The organism is Methanomassiliicoccus sp., assembly GCA_012719175.1.
Taxonomy (GTDB): Archaea; Thermoplasmatota; Thermoplasmata; order Methanomassiliicoccales; family Methanomassiliicoccaceae; genus UBA6.
The window spans coordinates 89,155-103,041 of sequence record JAAYAX010000008.1 but is presented as its reverse complement, the minus strand read 5'-3'; the positions used below and the strand labels follow the sequence as shown (position 1 = coordinate 103,041).

Here is a 13,887-nt window from a genome sequence, read left to right as displayed (position 1 = left end):
TGAACAATGAACATCAAATTCTTAGGAGGCGCCGACGTGGTCGGCAGGATGGGGATGCTGTTGCAGAACAAGGGTGCGAACCTCCTCTTCGAATATGGCATGACCGCGTCCAAACCCCCAACATATCCCTTGCCTGCCCCATATGTGGACATGGCGTTCCTGACACACAGTCACCTTGACCACTGTGGGATGCTGCCGTGGCTCTGCGGCAAGTACGACACCGAGGTAGTGGCCACCCCCACCACCGTGGACGTCGCCGAGCTGCTGGTGCGCGATTCCCTGAAGATCGCGGACATCGAGGGATACCCCAAGCCATACAATGAGCAGGACATCAAGACAATGATGCATAACTTCACACCCATGACCTACGGCGAGGTCATGGACGTGGGAGGCTTCGAGGTCGGTCTGCACCCCGCAGGCCATCTGCCTGGAGCGGCCATGTTCGAGATCAAGGGGGAGCAGACCACCGTGTTCACAGGGGACCTGCACACCTACAACATGCAGTTGGTATGGGGGGCACACCCTGTCAAGTGCGACAACCTCATCATCGAGGGCACCTACTCTGGCAGGCTCCACCCGGACCGGCTCAAGACAGAGTACGAGCTGATCGAGAAGGTTAAGGCCGTCGTGGAGCGGGGAGGAAAGGCCATCCTGCCCTGCTTCGCCGTGGGCAGGACCCAGGAGATCATGCTAATCCTAAAGGACCTGAAGTACAACATGTGGGTCGATGGGATGGGGAAGACGATCAACCGCATGTACCTGGACCGGCCTGAGTACATCCGCTCGGAGAAGGCATTGAAGGCCGCGAAGCGGAAGTTCCACGAGGTCCGCACGCCTCAGGACCGACAACGGGCCCGACGCGAGGCCCAGGTGATCGTCACGACCGGCGGGATGCTCGACGGAGGTCCGGTGCTGACCTACCTGGACGATGTCAAGAACGATCCCAAGAGCGCCGTGCTGATGACCGGTTACCAGGTCGAGGAATCCAACGGCTGGCGCCTCCTGCGGGAGGGGATGATAAACGTCCAGAGGAGCAAGGAGGAGATGCCCCTACCGGTGGGCATCAAGTGCGAGGTCAAGAAGTACGATCTCAGCGCCCATGCCGACCAAGGGGAGCTGCTCTCCTTCATCAAGGCCTGCAATCCTGATCGTGTCATCATCATGCACTCTGACGACCGCGAGCCCATGGCCGAGGCCATACGCCAGGAGAACATCAAGGTCCTCCTGCCCTCGGCTAACGAAGATGTCGAGCTGTGACCAGGAAAGTTCATTATCCACACGCTCGTTCTATCGGACCATGGACGGGATCGAACGGTTCCTCCGCGAGGACATCGGCCAGGGAGACATCACCACAGAGGCGCTCATAGGTGCCCTGCCAGGCATGGCCCGAATCGTGGCCAGGGAAAGCTGTACGATAGCTGGACTGGAGGAGGCGAAGGCCGTCTTCCATGCCCTGGGGCTGAGGACCGCGGCACGCGTCGATGATGGGGACATCGTTCCCGCGGGCACGGAGGTACTGCACATCGAGGGTGACCTGCGCTCCATACTCACCGGCGAGAGGGTGGCCCTCAACCTCCTTATGCGCATGTCCGGGATAGCCACGGCCACCAGGCAGGTTCTGGCGGTATGCCGGGAGCGCAACCCCGCGATCATAGTGGCGGCCACGCGGAAGACCACCCCCGGCTTCCGTCACTATGAGAAGAAGGCGGTCATGCTCGGGGGCGGGGACCCCCACAGGTATCGCCTCGACGATGCTATCCTCATCAAGGATAACCACCTGGCAGTGGTCGGTAGCATCTCCGAGGCCGTGGCCAGGGCCAGGAAGTACTCATTCACCAAGAAGGTGGAGGTGGAGGTCGTGAACATGGAGGGCGCACGGGAGGCCGCGGCCGCCGGGGCGGACATAGTGCTTCTGGACAATATGTCCCCGGGGGAGGCCGCGGAATGCGCCGCCGCCATCAAGGCCATTGACAGCAGGGTCATCGTAGAGGCCTCGGGAGGGATCACTATGGAGAGCGCGCCCCTGTACGCCGTGGGCGTGGACGTGATATCATTGGGCTGGCTGACCCACTCCTCACGGGCGGTGGACCTTTCATTGGACATCACGGGGACGGGAGAGCGATCTTAGTGCGGTGGTAGCGCAGCCCGATACTCTCCGGCGTTGCGCCCATGGCCAATGCCATGAGCTCAGCAAGGTACAGGACGGGCACTCCATCCTTCTGCCTTATATCGAACTGCACGAAGCAGAAGGGGCAGGGAGTGAGGATGGCATCAACCTTGGACGCCTGCGGACCTTTCACCGCGTCCCTCAGCAAGCTCGCCGACAGCCCCTCGTCGATTCCTGCCAGGCCGCCCCCGCAGCATGCCGGCCACTCCGGCCCTGTAGCGACGCTGGCCCCGGTCCAGGAGGCGATCCTGTCCAGGACCTCTGGTCGGAACGATCGGTCGAGTCTCAAGACCTCGGAGGGCCTCAACATATGACAACCTGGATGAGGCGCGAGTCTAAGGTCCACGGGCCTTGCGATCAGCTTGCGGACCTCATACTCGTGCTCCAGGAGGTAACCCGGGAGATGGTGGACGCGAGCCTCTCCGCGGTACTCCCTCCCGACACCGCCCAGCACATCGTTGATCCTCCATCTGACGCGGTCGTCCTCGAGCACGTGCCGCGCCTCCTGGAGCGACATGTAGCAGCCGTTGCACAACGTGAGCACGTCCCTGCCGTCCTCCTCAGCAATGGCCAGCAGTCGAGCTGAGGATGCTAGCCACGTCTCCCGGGCCATGGTGCGAAGGCCGATGGGTTCCACGCAGCAGGTGGCCCCCGGCAGGTCCGCGTAGTCCACACTCATATTGTCTAGGACGAACCGTGACGAGGCCTCCAAGTAAGGCAATCGGGTGGGAATGAGGCAGCCCGAGAAGAGGTACAGCGGTCTACTCATGAACAGCCCTCCCTAACCCGGTCCGCATGCATATTTCCCGCGCCTCCGCCACCGCTTCCGCAGGGACCTCTCCGTCAGGCAGGCCCAGCTCCTTTCTCATCTTCTTGGTCATGCCTGTGCGGGGAAAGCTAAGGCCGGTGGTCAGAAAGCGCTGCGCCTCTTCCCGAAGGAAGGTGGGAACCTCGCCGCCTGACACCACACTTTCCCTGAGGTGGGCGATGACCTCGCCAGGGTCTGCTCCGGAGGGGCATCTCTCCGAGCAGCTCATGCACCGGGCACACAGCCACAGCGAATCCTTGAGAAGCGTATCGCAGGAACCGGAGACCGCCCGGGCCATCACCTCTGCGGGACGGATGCCGCCATGCCTCTGGCTGGGACATACCGCGGCACATCCACCGCACTGCTGGCACAGCATGGCCAGTGGGGCCACGCTCTCCAACCATAGGGCCAAGTCCCTATCGTAAACGGTCTTCCTCACGCCAATGGCAAGCGTTCCCGGCCATATACTCCTTTGCCCCGTTGGTCCCGCTGGCAGCGAACCTTGATGGCGACATAGAGCACGTTTGATGAAAAGGCACTCTCTCCAGTTCTTTGAACGAGAGAGATTTATCACCTAACACCTAGCTCTCGGCGATCGGGGAAGAGATGCTGAACAACAACCAGTTTAAGATGGTGGCGTTGATCGCGCTAGGCATCATCGTGGTGCTGCTGACAGCGTTAGTAATGATGGGGCCGTTGACCTCGGGATCGAGCGAGGGAACGATATACGATCCCAGAGCACATCCCTCATCGATGACCAATGAGGTGAGGGCCATCGAGAAGGAGCTTTTTGTGAACAATATGTCCGGTTACGAGACCTTTGCGGTCGATGAGAGCTGGACCGCTATCGGGATCTTCGTGGAAGGCATCACCAGCTCTTCTGTCATCTTTAATGTGACCATCCCAGGATTCCCTGAGGGAGCGTCAACGTTTAACGGGACGAGCTTTCCGTTCATGTTGATCGACGACGAGCACATGGATGGTTCCGTGATCATGGGCCGTATCAGTGCGATAGGCGATCAACCAATGGGCAACTGGACCTTGAACTATGACGTGGAGAGAGGGCTCGTGAAGATATCGATAGTGAAGATAATGACCTGATGCACCGCGAAGTATCAGGAACGGCCGTTACCATTACCAGTAATCTTTAAGCTATCCTATCCAGCTCGCAGCGATGGGAAGGTGCGTATGCCTTACTGTCAGAAGTGCGGTAACAAGCTCGAAGACGAGGAGAGATTCTGTCCGCAATGCGGCCAGGACTCGTACGTCCCCCTGACCGGATTTTACCGGCCACCGGTACATACTGTGTTCCCGCCCGTGCCCCCGCCAACGGAGATCGTTCAGCAGGTGATGATGGTGGCCCCTTCCAAGGCCAGGTTTCCCCTGGGCATCATCTCTGGCATGGTAGGAGGCATCGTGGGACTGAACCTCGCCATCTTCATATTGTGGATAGCGAGCATCGGTGACGCCCTGGGAGGGGACAGCACCGAGGTCTATAGGGCGGCATCCCTCATCGTTCTGTTCTCCGTCGTTGGTCTGGCCGGGTGCTTCCTGGAGCGCTACAAGATGGCCGGAGGTATATTGATGTGGGTAGCCGCCGTCGGCCTTTACCTCTTCCTGAACTGGATCGGCTGGATCTCGGTCATCTCGTTCGCGCTAGGCGGAGCGTTGATGGTTTGGGAGTCTAGAAGGGAGTCCAGGGAGGAGAATCAAATGGTGCTGGCGGGAACGACACCGTCACCAGCTTCCCCGTCGGTAGCTCCTCCCGCAACCTCGAACGAGGGGGCTCCACCTTCGGAGGAGGTGGAGACGAGGTCCTCTGATGACGAATACGATGAGCTTCCCAGGAGGAAATGGAGCAAGGAGGAATGGAAGGATAACATCATCGCCGCTGCGGCGATAATCCTTATCTTGGCGGGTGCACTGCTCGCAGCCTGGTATTTTTACATTAGATGACGATCGCGAAAAACGCTCATCTTGTTGAAAAACACCTCAACCTCCTTCCTTGATGAACGGCTCGGCTCCAAGGTCGGTCCCACTCCTGATGCCGGTGATATCGTATCATCATCCTTGTTCTACTGGACATAACATGCATGAGCGGTTATAATGCGGAAACAATAGGGTCTGCATCCCGGCATGATCTAAGGCAACCGTAAAAGGGATTCAACCTTCGGGCAGAAGCCCCTGAATGCGCGATGACATTAAGAGCTGATAACACAGTTCTGGCATCATGGACATTGAGAAGGAGAAGTGCCAGTTCTGCGGACGGACGGCCAAGAACTTCCAGTTCTGCGCCTTCATCTGCGAGCGTGACGAGTGCGCGGAGCGGGCAATGCAAGAGCGCGGAGGGCCGGCAGGCCACATCAAGGCCAAGCGCGAGGCCCAGGAGAGGGAGAGGGCGGGGAAGGAGTGATGTTCGGGAACTCGGACCCATCGGCATGACCCGCTTCGTCAGCATTGATGGGTGGCACCGTTCATGCGATGACAGCACGGGGCATCGTCCTGCTGATCGAGCTTGCTTTTAAAGGTTACTCCTTGGTGGATGAGACCGGCTCTCTGTGAAGGCGGCGGGCCGTAAGTACGCAAATGTCCTCGATGCGCACCCTGCTGGAAAGCTCTGAGGCATGGTGCCTGTCGGCGCAGGAGAGGTGCACGAGGCACTTGGGGCAAGCGGTGACAAGAACCTCAGACCCTGTGGCCGCGGCCTCCTGCAGTCGCTCCACCTGGACCCTCTTCGCGGTATGATCGCAATCGACCCACCCCGAGGTGCCGCAGCAGGCGCTCAGGAGGCCGCTGCGGGGCATCTCCCTTAGTTCGCTCAGGGAACGCAGGACCTTGCGCGGCTGATCCACGATCCCCGCCCCCTTGGAGAGCCTGCAGGGGTCATGATATGTCACCACATCCTCCCCGGCCACGAGCTCTAGCTTTCCTACGGCGATGGCCTCGGCGAGCACCTCGGCCATGGTCCTGACCCTGATGCCGGTGTCCCCGATCACCTGAGGGTACAGGTCACGCCACACGGACGCGCACTCGGGACAGAACGTCACGATCTCTTCCACCCCGGCATCCCTTGCAGTCTGCCAGTTCTCACGGGCCAGCCTCTCGAACAGCGCATCATCACCGGCCCAGTAAGCATCATGTCCACAGCATCGCTCCGAGGGGTCCAGCCTCGGTCGCACACCCATTGCGTTAAGCAGCCGGACCGCCGCTCGCGGTATATCCAGGAGATCATCTCGGATGTAGCGCAGAGCGACATCGAAATAGGGCACGCAGCCGACGAACAGCATGGTATGGGAGTGGGGGTCCGTCTGCAGGTCGGGAGTGACCCAATTGGCGGACCGGGGACGCAGGGTGGGGGAGGACGTCAGCCTCCCCACGGCGGTGAGCACTCCATGGTGCGCGGCCATGGGAACCTCGTCCCTTCTCGCCAAGGACCGCAGGCCGCGGATCAGCTGCGGGAAGTCCACTCCCACGTTGCAGACCTGGGTGCACGCTCCGCAGGAGGTACACGACCACAGCTGCGTGACCTTTTCACCGCCCCGTCCGCTAAGTCCCCGCTCGGCCACTGTTCGAGGAGAGAAGCCGTCGTAGCGCTGGGCGGCCACACAGGCATATGTGCACCGGCCGCAGCCGATGCAGGCCTCAGCGTGGAACTTGCGGAAGATATCGTCACGGTCCATCCGTTACCCTCCCCACCGGGCCTTTGCTCTGGAGCAAAGTGACGAAGCTGTCCACGGTGGAGCCGAAGAGCTCACCCTCGGCCGCGGAGATCCACTTCAGCACCAGCCTCTCCCTTCCGATCCCCAGGAGATCGAGCAGTTCCCATACCTCCTGTACCCGCATCTCTTCCCGTTGGTTGCCGGATATGTAGTGGCAATCTCCGGGGTGGCAGCCCAGGACCATCACTCCGTCGGCACCTTTCTCGAAGCACTGTAGTATTAGCCCGGCATCGATACGGCTGGAGCACATCACCCTCACGATCCTCACGCTGGGAGAGTACTGCCTACGGGACACACCTGCCAGGTCAGCCCCGGCATAGGCGCACCAGTTGCAGCAGAACGCCACCACTCTCGGCTGCCAGGGCTCCACATCGGTCACTGGTCCTCCTGGAGACCGTATGGCCTCTTAATCCTTACCCGGCCGTCGCCCCCGATGAACGAAGGAAGGACGGCGACCCCAGAGGACGTGGAAACGCCGTTTCCTCGACCGACCGCAATCGAAGCACCCAGAGCAAGGGTTAAGTTCAGAGAGGCTTTGCCCTGAAAGGTCATGAGGATCGTCGGTTTCATCAAGACCTCCCTTTTGGACTGGGATGGTCATGTGGTGTCGTCCATCTATCTACCAGGGTGCAATTTTCTATGCCCCTTCTGCCATAATCAGGACTTGGTGCTGAACCCTGGCTCCTTCGACGAGATCCCTTTTCAGGTCATCGCCGATTACGTTCGCTCCCACTCCGAGTTCCTTGACGGGGTGGTGGTGACAGGCGGCGAGCCGACGATGCACAAGGACCTTCCACAGCTGCTCCAGCAGATCAAGGAACTGGGGGTCAAGGTGAAACTGGACACCAATGGCACGAATCCTAGGATGCTTCGCGATCTCATCGATGCCGGCCTAGTGGACTATGTTGCCATGGACCTCAAGGCACCTCTCAACGAGAAGTATGATGAGCTTGCCGGGGTCAAGGTAGATCTGGAGAACATCAAGCGCTCCATCGAGATCCTCGAGATATCAGGGATCGATCACGAGTTCCGCACCACCGTCGTACCCATCCTGCTGACCGCGCATGACGTGGAGTCAATGGCCGCATACATCGGAGGCACCAAGAGATATGCGCTCCAGCAGTTCCGTCCGGGCAACACCCTGGACCCTAGCCTGAAGGTCGTGAAACCATACTCAGGAGCAGCCCTCAAGGGAATGGCCGAGACCGCTGGCCTTTACGTACGCAAGGTCATCATCCGCGGTGATATCTAAACAAGAATCATTATCAATAGCATCATCGAGCCGCCAAGGTTTTAGTATCATTATCGTTGATTTTTATCGCATAGCAATTATGTTTAGGGGACATTGATTTGGAGCAGACACCAAGGCTTAAGACGAGCATCGAAGGCTTCGACAGGATACTGGAGGGGGGCATCCCCCAGGGGCACATCGTTCTCATGGCCGGTACTCCCGGTACCATGAAATCCTCCCTTGTGTACTATATGCTCTACAACATGGCCAAGGAGAACGGGACCACCTGCGTCTACGTGACCTTGGAGCAGTCCCGAAATTCCCTGTTGCGTCAGATGGAAAAGATGGGCATGCGCACTGAGGACGTCAAGCAGAACCTGCACGTCCTGGACCTGGGCCTGATACGCAAGAACCTCAGGCACGCAGCGGGCGGAGAGTCCTGGATGCAGGTCTTCAAAGGATACCTCAGCTCCCTGAAGAACGACATGAACTTCAATGTCATCGCCATCGACTCCCTAGGAGTGTTGGAGACCATTTCAGATATGAGCAACCGGCGTACCGACCTGTTCTACCTGTTCGAGTGGCTGAGGGACCTCAACTCCACCGTCTTCATGATCTCCGAGGTCTCCTCGGACCGGCTCTTCGAGGGAGCATACGACGAAGGGTACCTTGCTGACGGGATAATCACGCTGAAGATGCAGGTGGTGCGGGAGGTGGAAACGCAGAGAAGGATACGCTGCGTGAAGATGAGGGAGACCAACCATGACCCCTCCTACTACTCCCTCTTATTCTCCGGATGCCGGTTCCAGGTTACCAAGGCTATAAGTGAGTAAGGTCGGTGTTCCGATGCCCAAGATCTTGGAGTGCGCTAGGTGCGGTGCCGGTATAAGCCACACTGACTCTCAGTGCTGGCGCTGCGGCGAGCCGTTGAAGGGCAACCCCAAGGCCAAGGCCTCATCTGCCGTAGGTAAGAGCCCGGCTCCGGGGATCAAGGACATCAAGGACCTTAGGCCCAGGGAGAGCTCCACCACCAATTCCTCCCTGCGTCCGCTGGTAACGGGCGATTATAACGGGAGGGAGAAGGAGCTCCAGGACCGCGAGAAGGAGCTGCGGGAGGCCATGGATGCCCTGGAAGAGGAGTCCAAGGAGCTGGAGGCCGTGGCCATGGAGCTGGAGAAGGAGCGCCTTTCCATAGAGGCCTCGAAGAAGCGCATCCAAGAGAGAGAGGACGAGCTTGACGCCATGGCCCTGATAGTGCAGGAGACGGCCATGGCGGCACAGGAATACCAGAGGACCGTGACGTCGGACAAGGAAGGGGTCCAGCGGTTCAAGGAGCTGATGGCCCACCAGGCGGAATTGGGAGAGGTCCTGGAGGAGGAGAGGGCCCGCATCCGACGATCGATCGAGAGGGACATGGCAGACCAGCTCAGCCGCATAGCTCAGCTGGAGGCCGAGCTGAAGGCTGCTAACGCCACCATCAGAGAGTCACAGGGACTATCGGAACCGTCCCCCATCGATATCAAACAAGTGTTGGGCGAGATCACCCAGGTCCTGAGCTCCCAGATAGGGGCGGGCATGGCTGAGGGGCAGGGGGACCATACGGTCCGAACAGGCATCGAGGGCCTGGACAAGCTGCTCTCAGGTGGCATCCCCGCTGGAAGCGTCGTACTTATCAACGGTCCCGCGGGGAGCATGAAGACCTCTCTGGCATATCACATCCTACACCACTCCGCACGCGACAAGGTGAAAAGCCTGTTCCTATCGCTGGAACAGGACCGCGATTCCTTGCTCAGACAGATGGAGAGGCTCGGCATGCCGCGCGAGGAGTCCTTGGACGACCTGATAATAGTGGACCTTGTCGATCTCCGCCGGAGTATGGAGGGCCAGAGCGGGGACTGGAGAAACATCATCCAGCGCTACGTAGAGAATGTTATGAAGGACTGCCCCTTCCAGCTTATTGCCCTGGATTCCCTGGAATCGTTCATATCCATGAGCGAGGTCAAGTTCTCCCGTATCGAGACCCAGGACCTGTTCGACTGGTTTCGCTCCCTGGGTTTGACGACCTTCGTAATATCGGAAACCCCCATGACCAAGCTCGAGAACGATGGCGCCATGGAGCTGTACGTTGCCGATGGCGCGTTGGAGCTGGCCCTCAAGGAGGTTGGAGATTCACGCATCCAGAGATGGATTAGATGCATCAAGATGAGGGGGGCCAACATAGACCCCCGATTCCACAACATGATGCACGCAGGCAACACGTTCATTCTGAGCCTGCCCATGATGAGAGCGTCCCCTCAATCCGGGGATTGATACCAAGCTACTCGGGGATTAAATATACTTAGGCCAATTAATTAGGAAAGGAGTGAACACCTTGCAGATCGAGCGCGTGAGGACTTACATTCAGAACTTCGATGAGAACCTCCAGGGCGGGATACCCAAGAACCAGGTTGTCCTTCTCACTGGCACGCCAGGAACCATGAAGTCCTCAGTGGCATACAGCATACTATACTACAATGCGCTGGAGAAAGGGATCAAGTCCGTGTACATGACTCTGGAACAGTCCAGGGAGAACCTGTTGCAACAGATGACCTCCCTAGGCATGGACGACAAGAAGGCACAGGACTACATCCAGATCCTAGACCTTGGTCTCATACGAAAGTCGCTCACACAATTGAGCGCCAAGGGCACATGGATGCAGGTGTTCAAGATGTACGCCGACAACCTCAAGCAGAGCTTCGATTACGATATCCTCGTGGTCGACTCCCTGGACGTCCTGGAGATGGCCGCCCAGATGGAGGGAAGCCGCCGTACCGAGCTGTTCTACCTCTTCGAATGGCTGAGGAACCTTAACGTGACATCGTTCCTGATCTCCGAGACCACCCCCGACAACATGTTCGAGAACCGCTTCGATGAAGGGTACCTCGCCGACGGCGTTATCTCCCTGAAGCTCCAAGAGATCGGGGAAACGGACATTCAGAGACGCATACGATGCATAAAGCTGAGGAGCACCAACCACAAGACCGGCTACTTCTCACTTCTATTCTCTGAGAGCAAGTTCCGAGCCACCCAGGTCATCACCGAGTGATGAGCTTCTGTCGCTTCCACTGAAAAGAAGGGCAGTGACGCTCTTCCTTCCATCTCAATATTGAACGGAAGGAACACAGAAAAAAAGGGGAGAAGGGTTCTCCTCACTGGATATCCAGTTTCTTCTTGCTGCCTTCGGCCTTCTCTTTCTTAGGAAGCACGATCCTAAGCACCCCGTCCTCCATCTTAGCGGACACCTGGGTAACATCTACATCGGCGGGCAGGCTGACCTGGCGGTAGAAGGACATCCTTCCCCTCTCCCGGCGTACATAACCCTCTGCCTTGTCCTCGTTGGATGTCTCCTTGTCCGCCTTGATCACTAGGGACTCCTCGTCCATCTCCAAGCTGACATCCTCCTTGGACAGGCCAGGAAGCTCGGCTTCCACAGTGTAGTGCTTTTCATCGTCGCGAACATCAACGGCTGGCATCCGTGTCCCGGGAGGTGTCATGGACACGTAGGAGAATCCCCTGCCCATCTCGTCGAACATCCGGTCCATCTCTCTCATTATGCTTACGGGGCCCCAGAAACCCCAGGGCACCAAGCCAATGTCCCTCTTTCTGATTACCATTGGTACCATCTCCTGTAGATCTAAACAACCGATGGTTTACATCCTTATCTCACATTGTAAGCACTTCTATAAATAATTTGCCAGAGAGGTTCACGAGCATGGTCCTAGCCCTAGAAGTAGTACCACATGCTGTTGTACTCCATGGGGTCCTCTCCCCTCTCCTGCAATCTCCTGAGGTATTTTAGTATGGGGACGTCACGGTAGACGTACGTAGGTGCTGCCACGATGTTCTTTTCCCAGGGATGGAACTCGTAGATCCTTTCCCCCGCAGAGGAGATCATGATGAGGTCATGGTTCTGCCAGGAATCGATGTTGTTCTTGCCTAGGGCAGGTATGTTGAACACCGCGGCATCGGTGCGGGCGAGCCCCGGGGTCATTCTCGCCTCCTCCTTCCTCTCCTGCAGGATGCGGGCGATAGGTACTCGATACCAGTCCGTCTCCTCCTTACCCTTGGTGTTGAACGTATAATATGGGTCGACACCAATCTGCTTAAGCAACAGGCGGAGGGCCACGGTCTCGAACCTGCGGCTGTTCTCCATGGTGAAGACCTGCTGGTTGTACACCGAAAGACCCGCCCGGCGGATCTTGTTGATGCACCACATGACCTCGGGCGTGACCTCGTAGGCATGCTCGAAATGGGTGACCACGCACAGCTCCCTCTTGGAGGGATCGTTGAAATCGCCCATCATGTCTATGAGCTCCTGATCGAAGCGCATGGGGAGAACCACGGGTAGCCTCGTCCCGAGCCTCACTCGCTTGATATGGTCCAGCTCCGCCACCCTGGAGAGGAGACGGCGGATGCGATTGTTGGGAAGCAGCGCAGGGTCCCCACCGGTGATGAGTATCTCTGACACTAAAGGATGCTCCTGGAACCATGACAGGGCCTCATCCAGCTTGGAGATGGGGGCGAGGGCGTCGGGGCTGACGGCCTCATCGATCTCCCAATTGCGCTGGCAATAGACGCATATCTGGGCGCAGCTGTTGTAGGGCTTGAGGATAGCAATCATCGGGTAACGCCGGGTAACCAGATCAATGGGGGAGGTGTCACCTTCCCGCATGAAGTCCAACGATTCTGTCCCCCTCATCCGGAGGATGCCGTCGATATAGCTCAATGGGGGGATGACCTGAGCACGAATGGCATGATCGTACCAACGATGAGGCTCCATGTCCATGAGGGACAGGTAGTAGGGAGTTATGCCGAAGGGTATCCGGTTGCTGACAGCCATATCTATGGCCTTACGCTCGTCGTCAGTTAGCTCCACGAGACCATCGAGGTCCTGCGTGTTCCTGAGGACGTTGATCAGCTGCCACTTATAGCTCTGCCACTTCTCAGGATCACCTCCCAGGGCCTCGATTATGCGCTCGCGGTTCTCCTTCCGTCGCTCCACGACCTCAGGGTCCAGGCCGGTAGGGTACGACTGTATCCTCTGACATGCCCTCTCAGAGAGCACGTCCAGAAAGTCCGATCTGATCTTCGCCGCCTCCCTTCCGGACGTCTGGGAGAGGTCCGGAGACTCCTCCAGCGCCAGCTCGGAAAGGCCTACCGCTCCTTTGATTATGTGGTAGATGTCCACGAAGAAGGCTCTGTTGCCAGCAGCAATCTGGCCTTCATTAACGAGCTGGTGCAGCACCTTGAGCGTACTGCATCCGCTTATCTTCTCGTTCCTTGGTGATAGGAAGTTCCTGAGAACCTGGATGCAATACAGCGCGTTCACCCGCTCCAGCGAACTCGCGGTCCACGATGGCAAATGATAGGTTAGCTCCAGCTCATAGAGGCTTTTGAACGCCCGTTCCCTGACCACCTCCAGGTCAGAGCTCGAGCATATGTCATCAAATAGGGCAGGGGCTACCTGCTTGAGATCATCAATGTCTATCTCTTCCAGTGCCGATGCTCTCTGATGCTCCGTCCAGAGGTCCTCTTCCACTCCTTCGCTGTTCCTAACTTCCGGTAAGTGATCATCTTTCATCTCAATACCTCACGTTAGTGCCCGCCGACTTCCTCTGGAAGAACAGGTCGGCAGCCTTCTCTTATTATAGACGCCATCCTATTTGAACATGCCAGGGCTGAGACTCCGATTCTGATGATGGGATGACGGCAATGGCGGCGCGGGAATTCGCAACAGATCCAAATGCTGGTTCATGTGCTTACCCAAGGCCAATTCCGACCGTCCCCATGGCCAAAAATTCATATACGGTCAGCGGTTTCAGACTCACGCACGGGCTCATGGTCTAGCGGTTATGACGTCTCCCTCACACGGAGGAGACCGCCGGTTCGAATCCGGCTGAGCCCACTTTTCAATTTTCCCTGT

Annotated in this window: 16 protein-coding genes and 1 tRNA gene; 10 read left to right on the top strand and 7 right to left on the bottom strand. The window is 58.1% G+C overall.

Annotated features, from left to right (window positions below; all coding sequences use genetic code 11):
* Positions 1–6: 6 nt before the first annotated feature.
* Together GXX95_07090 and nadC are read left to right on the top strand one after the other, a co-directional pair.
* Entirely contained in the window at positions 7–1,257 is a 1,251-nt protein-coding gene (locus GXX95_07090) for an MBL fold metallo-hydrolase (GenBank protein ID NLT37906.1), read from the top strand.
* A 40-nt stretch (positions 1,258–1,297) separates the two neighbouring features.
* Positions 1,298–2,128, top strand: coding sequence for a carboxylating nicotinate-nucleotide diphosphorylase (gene nadC, locus GXX95_07085; GenBank protein ID NLT37905.1), 831 nt, complete (start codon positions 1,298–1,300; stop codon positions 2,126–2,128).
* Here the strand turns inward: nadC and GXX95_07080 are convergent.
* On the bottom strand, positions 2,103–2,936 hold the full coding sequence (locus GXX95_07080; GenBank protein NLT37904.1) for a hypothetical protein: 834 nt from the start codon (positions 2,934–2,936) through the stop codon (positions 2,103–2,105). The genes nadC and GXX95_07080 overlap by 26 nt on opposite strands.
* Positions 2,929–3,414 carry a hypothetical protein gene (locus GXX95_07075; GenBank protein NLT37903.1) on the bottom strand — a complete coding sequence of 162 codons (486 nt, stop codon included), beginning with the start codon at positions 3,412–3,414 and terminating at the stop codon, positions 2,929–2,931. Before GXX95_07075 ends, GXX95_07080 begins: the two co-directional genes overlap by 8 nt.
* 167 nt (positions 3,415–3,581) lie before the next feature.
* On the opposite strand from GXX95_07075, the gene GXX95_07070 reads away from it, so the two are divergent.
* The 3 genes from GXX95_07070 (at position 3,582) to GXX95_07060 (ending at position 5,388) form a co-directional block, all read left to right on the top strand.
* Positions 3,582–4,076 carry a hypothetical protein gene (locus tag GXX95_07070; GenBank protein ID NLT37902.1) on the top strand — a complete coding sequence of 165 codons (495 nt, stop codon included), beginning with the start codon at positions 3,582–3,584 and terminating at the stop codon, positions 4,074–4,076.
* Between the two features lie 87 nt (positions 4,077–4,163).
* Positions 4,164–4,931, top strand: a complete 768-nt coding sequence (locus GXX95_07065; protein NLT37901.1) for a zinc ribbon domain-containing protein — start codon at positions 4,164–4,166, stop codon at positions 4,929–4,931.
* Positions 4,932–5,205: 274 nt separating this feature from the next.
* Positions 5,206–5,388 carry a hypothetical protein gene (locus GXX95_07060; protein NLT37900.1) on the top strand — a complete coding sequence of 61 codons (183 nt, stop codon included), beginning with the start codon at positions 5,206–5,208 and terminating at the stop codon, positions 5,386–5,388.
* Between the two features lie 115 nt (positions 5,389–5,503).
* Here the strand turns inward: GXX95_07060 and GXX95_07055 are convergent, their stop codons facing one another.
* The 3 genes from GXX95_07055 to GXX95_07045 are packed head-to-tail and all read right to left on the bottom strand — an operon-like array spanning position 5,504 to position 7,264.
* Positions 5,504–6,655, bottom strand: coding sequence for a (Fe-S)-binding protein (locus GXX95_07055; GenBank protein ID NLT37899.1), 1,152 nt, complete (start codon positions 6,653–6,655; stop codon positions 5,504–5,506).
* The gene (locus GXX95_07050) at positions 6,645–7,064 is read right to left on the bottom strand and encodes a hydrogenase iron-sulfur subunit (protein ID NLT37898.1); all 420 of its coding nucleotides are present in this window, start codon (positions 7,062–7,064) and stop codon (positions 6,645–6,647) included. Before GXX95_07050 ends, GXX95_07055 begins: the two co-directional genes overlap by 11 nt.
* A gap of 5 nt (positions 7,065–7,069) precedes the next feature.
* The gene (locus GXX95_07045; GenBank protein ID NLT37897.1) at positions 7,070–7,264 is read right to left on the bottom strand and encodes a hypothetical protein; all 195 of its coding nucleotides are present in this window, start codon (positions 7,262–7,264) and stop codon (positions 7,070–7,072) included.
* Between GXX95_07045 and GXX95_07040 the strand changes: the two genes are divergently transcribed.
* The 4 genes from GXX95_07040 (at position 7,245) to GXX95_07025 (ending at position 11,010) form a co-directional block, all read left to right on the top strand.
* On the top strand, positions 7,245–7,946 hold the full coding sequence (locus GXX95_07040; GenBank protein ID NLT37896.1) for an anaerobic ribonucleoside-triphosphate reductase activating protein: 702 nt from the start codon (positions 7,245–7,247) through the stop codon (positions 7,944–7,946). The genes GXX95_07045 and GXX95_07040 overlap by 20 nt on opposite strands.
* A 98-nt stretch (positions 7,947–8,044) precedes the next feature.
* A complete protein-coding gene (locus GXX95_07035; GenBank protein NLT37895.1) occupies positions 8,045–8,758 on the top strand; it encodes an AAA family ATPase in 714 nt (237 codons plus the stop codon).
* A 13-nt stretch (positions 8,759–8,771) separates the two neighbouring features.
* The gene (locus GXX95_07030) at positions 8,772–10,235 is read left to right on the top strand and encodes an AAA family ATPase (protein NLT37894.1); all 1,464 of its coding nucleotides are present in this window, start codon (positions 8,772–8,774) and stop codon (positions 10,233–10,235) included.
* Between the two features lie 61 nt (positions 10,236–10,296).
* Complete coding sequence (locus GXX95_07025; GenBank protein ID NLT37893.1) at positions 10,297–11,010, top strand: AAA family ATPase; 714 nt, start codon at positions 10,297–10,299, stop codon at positions 11,008–11,010.
* A gap of 103 nt (positions 11,011–11,113) precedes the next feature.
* On the opposite strand, the gene GXX95_07020 is transcribed toward GXX95_07025, so the two are convergent.
* Together GXX95_07020 and GXX95_07015 are read right to left on the bottom strand one after the other, a co-directional pair.
* A complete protein-coding gene (locus GXX95_07020; protein ID NLT37892.1) occupies positions 11,114–11,578 on the bottom strand; it encodes an Hsp20/alpha crystallin family protein in 465 nt (154 codons plus the stop codon).
* 110 nt (positions 11,579–11,688) lie between these two features.
* Positions 11,689–13,545, bottom strand: coding sequence for a KamA family radical SAM protein (locus GXX95_07015; protein NLT37891.1), 1,857 nt, complete (start codon positions 13,543–13,545; stop codon positions 11,689–11,691).
* Between the two features lie 251 nt (positions 13,546–13,796).
* Here GXX95_07015 and GXX95_07010 point away from each other — a divergent pair.
* A tRNA-Val gene (locus GXX95_07010) sits at positions 13,797–13,869 on the top strand.
* Positions 13,870–13,887: the final 18 nt, after the last annotated feature.

Excerpts from the sequence above, each read along its gene's own strand:
- GXX95_07090 (NLT37906.1), top strand. The coding sequence starts at position 7 with ATGAACATCAAATTCTTAGGAGGCGCCGACGTGGTCGGCAGGATGGGG.
- nadC (NLT37905.1), top strand. The coding sequence starts at position 1,298 with ATGGACGGGATCGAACGGTTCCTCCGCGAGGACATCGGCCAGGGAGAC.
- GXX95_07080 (NLT37904.1), bottom strand. The coding sequence starts at position 2,936 with ATGAGTAGACCGCTGTACCTCTTCTCGGGCTGCCTCATTCCCACCCGA.
- GXX95_07070 (NLT37902.1), top strand. The coding sequence starts at position 3,582 with ATGCTGAACAACAACCAGTTTAAGATGGTGGCGTTGATCGCGCTAGGC.
- GXX95_07065 (NLT37901.1), top strand. The coding sequence starts at position 4,164 with ATGCCTTACTGTCAGAAGTGCGGTAACAAGCTCGAAGACGAGGAGAGA.
- GXX95_07060 (NLT37900.1), top strand. The coding sequence starts at position 5,206 with ATGGACATTGAGAAGGAGAAGTGCCAGTTCTGCGGACGGACGGCCAAG.
- GXX95_07055 (NLT37899.1), bottom strand. The coding sequence starts at position 6,655 with ATGGACCGTGACGATATCTTCCGCAAGTTCCACGCTGAGGCCTGCATC.
- GXX95_07040 (NLT37896.1), top strand. The coding sequence starts at position 7,245 with ATGAGGATCGTCGGTTTCATCAAGACCTCCCTTTTGGACTGGGATGGT.
- GXX95_07045 (NLT37897.1), bottom strand. The coding sequence starts at position 7,264 with ATGAAACCGACGATCCTCATGACCTTTCAGGGCAAAGCCTCTCTGAAC.
- GXX95_07030 (NLT37894.1), top strand. The coding sequence starts at position 8,772 with ATGCCCAAGATCTTGGAGTGCGCTAGGTGCGGTGCCGGTATAAGCCAC.
- GXX95_07020 (NLT37892.1), bottom strand. The coding sequence starts at position 11,578 with ATGGTAATCAGAAAGAGGGACATTGGCTTGGTGCCCTGGGGTTTCTGG.
- GXX95_07015 (NLT37891.1), bottom strand. The coding sequence starts at position 13,545 with ATGAAAGATGATCACTTACCGGAAGTTAGGAACAGCGAAGGAGTGGAA.